This is a genomic window from Pseudomonas sp. LBUM1658 (assembly GCF_059716055.1).
Genome location: NZ_CP166798.1, coordinates 5,981,615 through 5,994,175, shown reverse-complemented (window position 1 = coordinate 5,994,175; position 12,561 = coordinate 5,981,615). Strand labels below are relative to the sequence as shown.

5 protein-coding genes, 2 tRNA genes and 3 rRNA genes are annotated in these 12,561 nt (G+C 55.3%); all 10 read left to right on the top strand.

Annotation, left to right across the window (positions count from 1 at the left end; genetic code table 11):
- The first annotated feature begins 38 nt into the window (after nt 1-38).
- The 10 genes from aptA (at nt 39) to ACA064_RS27690 (ending at nt 12,530) form a co-directional block, all read left to right on the top strand.
- Nucleotides 39-1,388 (top strand): omega-aminotransferase AptA, encoded by a 1,350-nt coding sequence (aptA, locus tag ACA064_RS27735; RefSeq protein WP_497670974.1) that lies wholly within the window; start codon nt 39-41, stop codon nt 1,386-1,388.
- 74 nt (nt 1,389-1,462) lie between these two features.
- Nucleotides 1,463-2,956, top strand: coding sequence for a CoA-acylating methylmalonate-semialdehyde dehydrogenase (locus tag ACA064_RS27730; protein WP_497670973.1), 1,494 nt, complete (start codon nt 1,463-1,465; stop codon nt 2,954-2,956).
- A gap of 626 nt (nt 2,957-3,582) precedes the next feature.
- Nucleotides 3,583-5,121: ribosomal RNA gene (locus ACA064_RS27725) — 16S ribosomal RNA — on the top strand.
- A gap of 81 nt (nt 5,122-5,202) precedes the next feature.
- Nucleotides 5,203-5,279: transfer RNA gene (locus ACA064_RS27720), tRNA-Ile, on the top strand.
- A gap of 30 nt (nt 5,280-5,309) precedes the next feature.
- Nucleotides 5,310-5,385: transfer RNA gene (locus ACA064_RS27715), tRNA-Ala, on the top strand.
- 227 nt (nt 5,386-5,612) lie between these two features.
- A 23S ribosomal RNA gene (locus ACA064_RS27710) occupies nt 5,613-8,505 on the top strand.
- Between the two features lie 160 nt (nt 8,506-8,665).
- Nucleotides 8,666-8,781: ribosomal RNA gene (gene rrf, locus ACA064_RS27705) — 5S ribosomal RNA — on the top strand.
- The 16S, 23S and 5S rRNA genes sit together here with 2 tRNA genes alongside, the layout of an rRNA operon.
- A 183-nt stretch (nt 8,782-8,964) precedes the next feature.
- Complete coding sequence (locus ACA064_RS27700; RefSeq protein ID WP_497670972.1) at nt 8,965-9,624, top strand: paraquat-inducible protein A; 660 nt, start codon at nt 8,965-8,967, stop codon at nt 9,622-9,624.
- On the top strand, nt 9,611-10,234 hold the full coding sequence (locus ACA064_RS27695) for a paraquat-inducible protein A (protein WP_497670971.1): 624 nt from the start codon (nt 9,611-9,613) through the stop codon (nt 10,232-10,234). Before ACA064_RS27700 ends, ACA064_RS27695 begins: the two co-directional genes overlap by 14 nt.
- A complete protein-coding gene (locus tag ACA064_RS27690; protein ID WP_497670970.1) occupies nt 10,227-12,530 on the top strand; it encodes a PqiB family protein in 2,304 nt (767 codons plus the stop codon). The genes ACA064_RS27695 and ACA064_RS27690 overlap by 8 nt, the downstream gene beginning before the upstream one ends.
- The last annotated feature ends 31 nt before the right edge of the window (nt 12,531-12,561 follow it).

Genomic DNA, 12,561 nt, shown 5'->3' with positions numbered 1-12,561 from the left:
AGTCCCTACGCTGCCTTTTGCCTTGCGAGGTTTTGCTCATGAACTTGCCTGAAAACGCTCCGGTCTCCCTGGCCAGTCAACTCAAGCTCGATGCCCACTGGATGCCGTACACCGCCAACCGCAATTTCCAGCGCGATCCGCGTCTGATCGTTGCTGCCGAAGGCAGCTACCTGATCGATGACAAAGGTCGCAAGGTCTATGACTCGCTGTCCGGTCTATGGACCTGTGGCGCCGGGCATACCCGCAAGGAAATCCAGGAAGCGGTTTCCAGACAATTGGGCACCCTCGATTACTCGCCGGGCTTCCAGTACGGTCACCCGCTGTCGTTCCAGCTGGCGGAAAAAATCACCGAGCTGACGCCGGGTAACCTGAATCACGTGTTCTTCACTGACTCCGGTTCCGAGTGTGCGGACACCGCGGTGAAAATGGTGCGTGCCTACTGGCGCCTGAAAGGTCAGTCGACCAAGACCAAAATGATCGGTCGGGCCCGTGGTTACCACGGCGTGAACATCGCCGGCACCAGCCTGGGCGGCGTCAACGGCAACCGCAAAATGTTCGGTCAGGCGATGATGGATGTCGACCATCTGCCGCACACCTTGCTGGCCAGCAATGCCTACTCCCGTGGCATGCCGGAGCAGGGCGGTATCGCCCTGGCCGATGAACTGCTCAAACTGATTGAATTGCACGATGCGTCGAACATCGCTGCGGTGTTCGTCGAGCCGATGGCGGGTTCCGCCGGTGTGCTGGTTCCGCCTCAGGGTTACCTCAAGCGCCTTCGGGAAATCTGCGATCAGCACAGCATCCTGCTGGTGTTCGACGAAGTGATCACCGGCTTTGGTCGTACCGGCTCGATGTTCGGTGCCGACAGCTTCGGCGTGACCCCGGACCTGATGTGCATCGCCAAGCAAGTCACCAACGGCGCGATTCCGATGGGCGCGGTGATTGCCAGCTCCGAGATCTATCAGACCTTCATGAATCAAGCGACGCCGGAATATGCGGTGGAATTCCCCCACGGCTACACCTACTCGGCTCACCCGGTGGCCTGCGCGGCCGGCCTGGCGGCACTGGATCTGCTGCAGAAGGAAAACCTGGTGCAGAGCGTGGCTGAAGTCGCGCCGCATTTTGAGAATGCCTTGCATGGCTTGAAGGGTACCAAGAACGTCATCGACATCCGCAACTACGGCCTGGCCGGCGCGATCCAGATCGCCGGACGTGACGGCGACGCCATCGTGCGTCCTTTCGAAGCCGGGATGGCCTTGTGGAAAGCCGGTTTCTACGTGCGCTTCGGCGGCGACACCCTGCAGTTCGGCCCAACCTTCAACAGCAAGCCGCAGGATCTTGATCGCCTGTTCGACGCAGTCGGCGAAGTGCTGAACAAGATCGATTGATTTGCCCTTCTACATAGAACGAACAACAGGTGCGCAGCGATGCGCGCCTGTGGACAACTTTTCAGGAGCCATGCATGAGCCTTATCCCGCATTTGATCAACGGTGAACTGGTGACCGACAACGGTCGCAGCGCTGACGTGTACAACCCGTCCACCGGCCAGCCGATTCATAAAGTCCCTTTGGCCAGCCGCGAAACCGTGCAAAAAGCCATCGACTCGGCCAAGGCGGCATTCCCGGCCTGGCGCAATACACCACCGGCCAAGCGTGCCCAGGTAATGTTCCGCTTCAAGCAGCTGCTTGAGCAGAGCGAAGCACGTATCGCTCAGTTGATCAGCGAAGAACACGGCAAGACCCTCGAAGACGCCACCGGCGAATTGAAGCGCGGTATCGAGAACGTCGAGTACGCGTGCTCGGCTCCGGAAATCCTCAAGGGCGAGTACAGCCGTAACGTCGGTCCGAACATCGATGCCTGGTCCGACTTCCAGCCGTTGGGCGTGGTTGCCGGTATTACTCCGTTCAACTTCCCGGCCATGGTGCCGCTGTGGATGTATCCACTGGCGATCGTCTGCGGCAACTGCTTCATCCTCAAGCCTTCGGAGCGTGATCCGAGCTCGACCTTGCTGATCGCCCAACTGCTGCAAGAAGCCGGATTGCCGAAAGGTGTTCTGAGCGTGGTGCACGGCGACAAGGGCGCAGTCGATGCGCTGATCGAAGCACCGGAAGTCAAAGCCTTGAGCTTTGTCGGTTCGACGCCGATTGCCGAATACATCTATTCCGAAGCGACCAAACGCGGCAAGCGTGTGCAGGCCTTGGGTGGCGCGAAGAACCATGCGGTGCTGATGCCGGATGCGGATCTGGATAACGCGGTCAGTGCCTTGATGGGCGCGGCTTACGGTTCGTGCGGCGAGCGCTGCATGGCGATCTCGGTGGCGGTGTGTGTCGGCGACCAGGTGGCGGATGCACTGATCAGCAAACTGGTGCCACAGATCAAGGCGCTGAAAATTGGTGCCGGGACTACCTGCGGCCTGGACATGGGGCCATTGGTTTCCGGTCAGGCTCGTGACAAAGTCAGTGGCTATATAGAAGACGGCGTTTCTTCAGGTGCCGAGCTGGTGGTGGATGGTCGTGGCTTGAGCGTAGCGGGTCATGAAGAAGGCTTCTTCCTCGGCGGCTGCCTGTTCGATCGCGTCACCCCGCAAATGCGCATCTATAAAGAAGAGATCTTCGGCCCGGTGCTGTGCATCGTGCGAGTCAACAGCCTGGAAGAGGCCATGCAACTGATCAACGATCACGAGTACGGCAACGGCACCTGCATCTTTACCCGTGACGGCGAAGCGGCGCGGCTGTTCTGCGACGAGATTGAAGTCGGCATGGTCGGCGTCAACGTGCCGCTGCCGGTTCCGGTTGCGTACCACAGCTTTGGCGGCTGGAAGCGTTCACTGTTTGGTGACCTGCATGCCTACGGCCCGGACGGTGTGCGCTTCTATACCCGGCGCAAGGCAATTACCCAGCGCTGGCCGCAACGTGCCAGCCACGAAGCTTCGCAGTTCGCATTCCCTAGCTTGTAAGTAGAGGGGCAAAAGGCCGGCCGTTAGGGCCGGCCTTTTGCATTTCGGGGCTTTTTTGGTCTATATGACAGAATTGTGAAATTAGTGGTTGACGGCAGATTCTGGAAGTCTATAATTCGCCCCACTTCCGGCGCAGTCGAAACGGAAAACTCCTTGGTAAACAAAGAGTTACGCAGTTTTCGGCAGCGAGTTGCTTCAGTTCATCGAAGCCCAGAAGGAGTTGATAAGGTCGGTTGGTTTGACGTTATCAACGGTTCGATCCACTCGGTCGAAAGCGGTGTAAAACAGGTGTTGACAGCAGCGAGTAACGCTGTAGAATTCGCCTCCCGCTAACGAGTGATCGGAAGCGCCAAGTGGTTGAAGTTACAAAGGAAACTTTGAAAACTTCTGAAAATAACCGCTTGACAGCAGCAGAGGAAAGCGTAGAATGCGCGCCTCGGTTGAGACGAAAGATCTTAACCAACCGCTCTTTAACAACTGAATCAAGCAATTCGTGTGGGTGCTTGTGGAGTCAGACTGATAGTCAACAAGATTATCAGCATCACAAGTTACTCCGCGAGAAATCAAAGATGTAACCAACGATTGCTGAGCTAAATTTAGGGTTTTCTAAAAACCCAAAGATGTTTGAACTGAAGAGTTTGATCATGGCTCAGATTGAACGCTGGCGGCAGGCCTAACACATGCAAGTCGAGCGGCAGCACGGGTACTTGTACCTGGTGGCGAGCGGCGGACGGGTGAGTAATGCCTAGGAATCTGCCTGGTAGTGGGGGATAACGTTCGGAAACGGACGCTAATACCGCATACGTCCTACGGGAGAAAGCAGGGGACCTTCGGGCCTTGCGCTATCAGATGAGCCTAGGTCGGATTAGCTAGTTGGTGGGGTAATGGCTCACCAAGGCGACGATCCGTAACTGGTCTGAGAGGATGATCAGTCACACTGGAACTGAGACACGGTCCAGACTCCTACGGGAGGCAGCAGTGGGGAATATTGGACAATGGGCGAAAGCCTGATCCAGCCATGCCGCGTGTGTGAAGAAGGTCTTCGGATTGTAAAGCACTTTAAGTTGGGAGGAAGGGCCGTTACCTAATACGTGATGGTCTTGACGTTACCGACAGAATAAGCACCGGCTAACTCTGTGCCAGCAGCCGCGGTAATACAGAGGGTGCAAGCGTTAATCGGAATTACTGGGCGTAAAGCGCGCGTAGGTGGTTCGTTAAGTTGGATGTGAAATCCCCGGGCTCAACCTGGGAACTGCATTCAAAACTGTCGAGCTAGAGTATGGTAGAGGGTGGTGGAATTTCCTGTGTAGCGGTGAAATGCGTAGATATAGGAAGGAACACCAGTGGCGAAGGCGACCACCTGGACTGATACTGACACTGAGGTGCGAAAGCGTGGGGAGCAAACAGGATTAGATACCCTGGTAGTCCACGCCGTAAACGATGTCAACTAGCCGTTGGGAGCCTTGAGCTCTTAGTGGCGCAGCTAACGCATTAAGTTGACCGCCTGGGGAGTACGGCCGCAAGGTTAAAACTCAAATGAATTGACGGGGGCCCGCACAAGCGGTGGAGCATGTGGTTTAATTCGAAGCAACGCGAAGAACCTTACCAGGCCTTGACATCCAATGAATCTGCCAGAGATGGCGGAGTGCCTTCGGGAACATTGAGACAGGTGCTGCATGGCTGTCGTCAGCTCGTGTCGTGAGATGTTGGGTTAAGTCCCGTAACGAGCGCAACCCTTGTCCTTAGTTACCAGCACGTAATGGTGGGCACTCTAAGGAGACTGCCGGTGACAAACCGGAGGAAGGTGGGGATGACGTCAAGTCATCATGGCCCTTACGGCCTGGGCTACACACGTGCTACAATGGTCGGTACAGAGGGTTGCCAAGCCGCGAGGTGGAGCTAATCCCAGAAAACCGATCGTAGTCCGGATCGCAGTCTGCAACTCGACTGCGTGAAGTCGGAATCGCTAGTAATCGCGAATCAGAATGTCGCGGTGAATACGTTCCCGGGCCTTGTACACACCGCCCGTCACACCATGGGAGTGGGTTGCACCAGAAGTAGCTAGTCTAACCTTCGGGAGGACGGTTACCACGGTGTGATTCATGACTGGGGTGAAGTCGTAACAAGGTAGCCGTAGGGGAACCTGCGGCTGGATCACCTCCTTAATCGACGACATCAGCTGCTCCATAAGTTCCCACACGAATTGCTTGATTCATTGAAGAAGACGATAGAAGCAGCCCGAAATTGGGTCTGTAGCTCAGTTGGTTAGAGCGCACCCCTGATAAGGGTGAGGTCGGCAGTTCGAATCTGCCCAGACCCACCAATTTTGTGTGGGACACGCCTGTAGAAATACGGGGCCATAGCTCAGCTGGGAGAGCGCCTGCCTTGCACGCAGGAGGTCAACGGTTCGATCCCGTTTGGCTCCACCACTTACTGCTTCGTACCGTTAGAGTTTAGAAATGAATATTCCAATGTGAATATTGATTTCTAGTCTTTGATTAGATCGTTCTTTAAAAATTTGGGTATGTGATAGAAAGATAGACTGGACAACACTTTCACTGGTGTTGTTACAGGCTAAGGTAAAATTTGTGAGTTAAATTGCGAATTTTCGGCGAATGTCGTCTTCACAGTATAACCAGATTGCTTGGGGTTATATGGTCAAGTGAAGAAGCGCATACGGTGGATGCCTTGGCAGTCAGAGGCGATGAAAGACGTGGTAGCCTGCGAAAAGCTTCGGGGAGTCGGCAAACAGACTTTGATCCGGAGATGTCTGAATGGGGGAACCCACCTAACATAAGTTAGGTATCTTACGCTGAATACATAGGCGTAAGAAGCGAACCAGGGGAACTGAAACATCTAAGTACCCTGAGGAAAAGAAATCAACCGAGATTCCCTTAGTAGTGGCGAGCGAACGGGGACTAGCCCTTAAGTGGCTTTGAGATTAGCGGAACGCTCTGGAAAGTGCGGCCATAGTGGGTGATAGCCCTGTACGCGAAAATCTCTTGGTCATGAAATCGAGTAGGACGGGGCACGAGAAACCTTGTCTGAATATGGGGGGACCATCCTCCAAGGCTAAATACTACTGACTGACCGATAGTGAACTAGTACCGTGAGGGAAAGGCGAAAAGAACCCCGGAGAGGGGAGTGAAATAGATCCTGAAACCGTATGCGTACAAGCAGTGGGAGCCCACTTTGTTGGGTGACTGCGTACCTTTTGTATAATGGGTCAGCGACTTATTTTCAGTGGCGAGCTTAACCGAATAGGGGAGGCGTAGCGAAAGCGAGTCTTAATAGGGCGTCTAGTCGCTGGGAATAGACCCGAAACCGGGCGATCTATCCATGGGCAGGTTGAAGGTTGGGTAACACTAACTGGAGGACCGAACCGACTACCGTTGAAAAGTTAGCGGATGACCTGTGGATCGGAGTGAAAGGCTAATCAAGCTCGGAGATAGCTGGTTCTCCTCGAAAGCTATTTAGGTAGCGCCTCATGTATCACTGTAGGGGGTAGAGCACTGTTTCGGCTAGGGGGTCATCCCGACTTACCAAACCGATGCAAACTCCGAATACCTACAAGTGCCGAGCATGGGAGACACACGGCGGGTGCTAACGTCCGTCGTGAAAAGGGAAACAACCCAGACCGTCAGCTAAGGTCCCAAAGTTATGGTTAAGTGGGAAACGATGTGGGAAGGCTTAGACAGCTAGGAGGTTGGCTTAGAAGCAGCCACCCTTTAAAGAAAGCGTAATAGCTCACTAGTCGAGTCGGCCTGCGCGGAAGATTTAACGGGGCTCAAACCATACACCGAAGCTACGGGTATCACTTAGGTGATGCGGTAGAGGAGCGTTCTGTAAGCCTGTGAAGGTGAGTTGAGAAGCTTGCTGGAGGTATCAGAAGTGCGAATGCTGACATGAGTAACGATAATGGGTGTGAAAAACACCCACGCCGAAAGACCAAGGTTTCCTGCGCAACGTTAATCGACGCAGGGTTAGTCGGTCCCTAAGGCGAGGCTGAAAAGCGTAGTCGATGGAAAACAGGTTAATATTCCTGTACTTCTGGTTATTGCGATGGAGGGACGGAGAAGGCTAGGCCAGCTTGGCGTTGGTTGTCCAAGTTTAAGGTGGTAGGCTGAGATCTTAGGTAAATCCGGGATCTTAAGGCCGAGAGCTGATGACGAGTGTTCCTTTTGGAACACGAAGTGGTTGATGCCATGCTTCCAAGAAAAGCTTCTAAGCTTCAGGTAACCAGGAACCGTACCCCAAACCGACACAGGTGGTTGGGTAGAGAATACCAAGGCGCTTGAGAGAACTCGGGTGAAGGAACTAGGCAAAATGGCACCGTAACTTCGGGAGAAGGTGCGCCGGTGAGGGTGAAGCATTTACTGCGTAAGCCCATGCCGGTCGAAGATACCAGGCCGCTGCGACTGTTTATTAAAAACACAGCACTCTGCAAACACGAAAGTGGACGTATAGGGTGTGACGCCTGCCCGGTGCCGGAAGGTTAATTGATGGGGTTAGCTAACGCGAAGCTCTTGATCGAAGCCCCGGTAAACGGCGGCCGTAACTATAACGGTCCTAAGGTAGCGAAATTCCTTGTCGGGTAAGTTCCGACCTGCACGAATGGCGTAACGATGGCGGCGCTGTCTCCACCCGAGACTCAGTGAAATTGAAATCGCTGTGAAGATGCAGTGTATCCGCGGCTAGACGGAAAGACCCCGTGAACCTTTACTATAGCTTTGCACTGGACTTTGAATTTGCTTGTGTAGGATAGGTGGGAGGCTTTGAAGCGTGGACGCCAGTTCGCGTGGAGCCAACCTTGAAATACCACCCTGGCAACTTTGAGGTTCTAACTCAGGTCCGTTATCCGGATCGAGGACAGTGTATGGTGGGTAGTTTGACTGGGGCGGTCTCCTCCTAAAGAGTAACGGAGGAGTACGAAGGTGCGCTCAGACCGGTCGGAAATCGGTCGTAGAGTATAAAGGCAAAAGCGCGCTTGACTGCGAGACAGACACGTCGAGCAGGTACGAAAGTAGGTCTTAGTGATCCGGTGGTTCTGTATGGAAGGGCCATCGCTCAACGGATAAAAGGTACTCCGGGGATAACAGGCTGATACCGCCCAAGAGTTCATATCGACGGCGGTGTTTGGCACCTCGATGTCGGCTCATCACATCCTGGGGCTGAAGCCGGTCCCAAGGGTATGGCTGTTCGCCATTTAAAGTGGTACGCGAGCTGGGTTTAGAACGTCGTGAGACAGTTCGGTCCCTATCTGCCGTGGACGTTTGAGATTTGAGAGGGGCTGCTCCTAGTACGAGAGGACCGGAGTGGACGAACCTCTGGTGTTCCGGTTGTCACGCCAGTGGCATTGCCGGGTAGCTATGTTCGGAATAGATAACCGCTGAAAGCATCTAAGCGGGAAACTAGCCTCAAGATGAGATCTCACTGGGACCTTGAGTCCCCTGAAGGGCCGTCGAAGACTACGACGTTGATAGGTTGGGTGTGTAAGCGCTGTGAGGCGTTGAGCTAACCAATACTAATTGCCCGTGAGGCTTGACCATATAACACCCAAGCAATTTGCTGACTCGAAAGAGCACCAGATTGCGGTGTGTGAAGACGAAACGAACCGAAAGTTCGAGATACTCACAAAACACCAAGCTATCGCATACCCATTCGCTGGAGCGTGAACCTGAAAAGGCCCACGACCCGGCTACCGAATTTCTTGACGACCATAGAGCATTGGAACCACCTGATCCCATCCCGAACTCAGCAGTGAAACGATGCATCGCCGATGGTAGTGTGGGGTTTCCCCATGTGAGAGTAGGTCATCGTCAAGATTAAATTCCAAAACCCCTATCTGCGTATGCAGGTAGGGGTTTTGTTTTTGTGGCTGGAAAAGCAGCAGCAAGCGAGAAGCGGTTTTGTACCCGACGCGAACTTCGCTTGCGGCTTGAAGCTTGCAGCTTGCAGCTGCTTCTTTCGCTAGAATAGCCTCAACATTTTCCGAACCAGAGCCTTTTATGCCAGATCCGGTTGATACCCTGGAGGTGTCAGATTTACCGCTGGACGACTTGGTGGCGTGCCATGAGTGTGATTTGCTGATGCGCAAGCCAGACCTCGCTCACGGTGAAAAAGCCCAATGTCCGCGTTGTGGTTATGAGTTGTATGCTCATCGGCACAACGTCGTGGAACGCAGTCTGGCTTTGGTCATCGCCGCCTTGCTGTTGTATATCCCCGCGAACTTTTTACCCATCATGCAGCTCAATCTACTCGGACAGTCATCGCAAGACACTGTCTGGAGCGGTGTAGTCGGCTTGTTCAATACCGGCATGCAAGGTGTGGCGGTCGTGGTGTTTCTCTGCAGCATGGCGATCCCGCTGCTCAAGCTGATCTGCCAACTGGTGGTGTTGCTGAGTATTCGCTGGAATCTGGGTCGCAGCTACGGCTTGTTGCTCTATCGCATTTATCACCATCTACGGGATTGGGGGATGCTCGAGGTCTATTTGATGGGGGTCCTGGTTGCCATCGTCAAATTGGCGGACACGGCCGCGGTCACCGTCGGTCTCGGCCTGGCGTGCTTTGTCAGCTTGCTATTGGTGCAGGTCTGGTTGGAGGTGGTGATGTCGCCCCATCAAATCTGGCAGGCATTGTCAGGAGAAGATGCTCATGCGGGCGATTGATGCGGGCATTCTGATTTGTATGGAGTGCCACGAGTTAAACAGGCAGGAGCCGGACAGCGATGAGCAGACCTGTACGCGCTGTGGCGCGCTGGTTCATGCGCGGCGCCCGAACAGCGTGTTGCGCACCTGGGCGTTGCTGGTAACTGCCGCGATTCTCTATATCCCGGCGAACCTGTTGCCGATCATGACGGTCAGTTCTTTAGGCCAGGGCGCTCCCAGCACCATTATGTCGGGGGTGATCGAGCTGGTTCAGCACGGTATGTTTCCGATCGCCGCGGTAGTGTTTATCGCGAGCATTCTGGTGCCCACCTTCAAGTTGGTAGGTATCGCTTTACTGTTGTTCTCGGTGCAGCGCCATCAGCCGCTATCGGCCCGCCAGCGCATCATCATGTATCGATTCATCGAGTTCATTGGCCGCTGGTCAATGCTGGATATCTTCGTGATCGCCATTCTGGTGGCATTGGTGAGTTTTGGCCGGCTCGCCAGCATCGAGGCGAATCTCGGTGCGGTGGCTTTTTCCAGTGTGGTGATTTTGACAATGCTTGCTGCAGTAACTTTCGATCCCCGACTGATTTGGGATAACACGGAGTCGGACGACGACTATGACTGATTTGCCTACAGCTAAAACTCGACCGGCTTCCAATTGGTCGGCCATTTGGGTACTGCCCCTGATCGCCCTGGTGATCGGCGGCTGGCTGGGCTGGCGTGCCTACAACGAGACCGGAATAGAAATCCAGGTTCGCTTTGAAAGCGGCGAAGGCATTCAGGCAAACAAGACTGAGGTGGTCTACAAAGGCATGCCGGTCGGCAAGGTCAAAGCCCTGGCCCTCGATGATGAGGGCAACAATAAGGGCGTGATCGCTACGGTCGAAATGAACAAGGATGTCGAACCCTACTTGAGGACCAGCACGCGCTTTTGGCTAGTCAAGCCGAGCGTGACCCTGGCCGGGATCACCGGGCTCGAAACCCTGGTGTCGGGTAACTACATCGCGGTCAGCCCGGGCGAAGGCGAGTCGACCCGCAAGTTCAAGGCCCTGGCGCAAGAGCCGCCGTTGTCGGACTCCCTGCCGGGTTTGCACCTGACCGTCAAGGCGGATCGCCTGGGCTCGCTGAATCGCGGCAGTCCGGTGTTCTACAAGCAGATCCAGGTTGGCCAGGTGAAAAGCTACCTGTTGTCCGAAGATCAGAACACTGTCGAAATCAAGGTATATATCGAGCCGACCTACGCCAAACTGGTGCGCAAACATACGCGTTTCTGGAACGCCAGCGGGATCAGCATCGATGCCAACCTGTCCGGTGTGAAAGTGCGTAGCGAGTCTCTGGCGAGCATCGTGGGCGGTGGTATTGCGTTCGCCACTCCGGAAAACCGCAAGGACAGCCCGCCTACTGATCCGAGTCTGCCGTTTCGCCTCTATGAAGATTTTGACGCGGCCCAGGCCGGTATCCGGATCAAGGTCAAGCTCAGTGACTTCGAAGGCTTGCAGGCTGGTCGCACGCCGGTGATGTACAAGGGGATTCAGGTCGGTAGCCTGAAAGCCATGAAGATCGATCCCGATCTTTCCAGCGCCAGCGCCGAGTTGACGCTTGATCCGTTGGCCGAGGATTACCTGGTAGACGGTACCCAGTTCTGGGTGGTCAAGCCGTCGATCTCGCTGGCCGGTATCACCGGCCTGGAAGCCTTGGTCAAAGGTAACTACATTGCGATCCGGCCGGGCGACAAGGGCGGTGCACCGCAACGCGAATTCGAGGCCCGGGCCAAGGCGCCGCCGCTGGACTTGCGCTCCCCTGGGCTGCACATGGTGCTGCTCACCGAAAACCTGGGTTCGCTGGAGGTTGGCAGTCCGGTTCTCTACAAGCAGGTCAAAGTCGGTTCGGTGCAGAGTTATCAATTCTCGCGCACTCGCAAGCAATTGGTCATCGGTGTGCACATCGAGAAAGAATACGAAGGACTGGTCAACGGCTCGTCGCGCTTCTGGAATGCCAGTGGTGTCACCTTGTCGGGTGGATTGACGGGCGGTATTCAGGTCAAGAGTGAATCGCTGCAAAGCCTGATGGCCGGAGGCATTGCCTTCGAAACCCCGGAAGCGAAAGTACCGTTGAGCAAGCGTATTCCGCGCTTCCGTCTGTTCGCCAACCATGAAGAGGCGCAGCAGAAGGGGGCAGTGATCACGATCAAGGTCGATCGCGCCGACGGCTTGCGCACTGGCACGCCGATTCGCTTCAAGGGTCTGGATGTCGGCAAGGTCGAGGACGTCGATCTCAGCGATGACTTGCAGTCGGTGCTGTTGAAGGCGCGTATCACTGAAGTGCCTGAGCGCATTGCCCGTGCGGGTAGCCAGTTCTGGGTGGTCAAGCCGGAACTGGGTCTGATCAAGACCTCCAACCTTGAAACACTGGTCACCGGGCAATACCTGGAAGTTCAGCCAGCAGCGAAAAATCTCGGCCCGCAAAAGAACTTTGTCGCGCTGAACCAGCCACCGGAATCGGCAGTCTCCGAGGCTGGCTTGAGCCTGGTGTTGAGTGCCGCTCGCCGGGGGTCGTTGAAGGCCGGTGTGCCGGTGACCTACCGGGAAGTTACTGTGGGTAAGGTCACCGCTTATGAGTTGGGTCAGACTGCGGATCGGGTGCTGATTCATATCCTGATCGAGCCGAAGTACGCGCCATTGGTCCGTAGCGGTAGCCGATTCTGGAACACCAGCGGTTTTGGTCTGGATATCGGTCTGTTCAAGGGCGCGACGGTGCGCACCGAGTCCCTGGAGACGCTGATCCAGGGCGGTATCGCCTTCGCCACGCCGGATGGCGAGCGTATGGGTACCCCGGTTCGAGCGGAGCAGACATTTCCTTTGTTCGACAAGTTCGAAGAGGAATGGCTGGGTTGGGCGCCGAAGATCTCCCTGGGTAAGTGAGCGCGCCCCTGTAGGAGCGAGCTTGCTCGCG

Excerpts from the sequence above, each read along its gene's own strand:
- aptA (WP_497670974.1), top strand. The coding sequence starts at position 39 with ATGAACTTGCCTGAAAACGCTCCGGTCTCCCTGGCCAGTCAACTCAAG.
- ACA064_RS27690 (WP_497670970.1), top strand. The coding sequence starts at position 10,227 with ATGACTGATTTGCCTACAGCTAAAACTCGACCGGCTTCCAATTGGTCG.
- ACA064_RS27730 (WP_497670973.1), top strand. The coding sequence starts at position 1,463 with ATGAGCCTTATCCCGCATTTGATCAACGGTGAACTGGTGACCGACAAC.
- ACA064_RS27700 (WP_497670972.1), top strand. The coding sequence starts at position 8,965 with ATGCCAGATCCGGTTGATACCCTGGAGGTGTCAGATTTACCGCTGGAC.
- ACA064_RS27695 (WP_497670971.1), top strand. The coding sequence starts at position 9,611 with ATGCGGGCGATTGATGCGGGCATTCTGATTTGTATGGAGTGCCACGAG.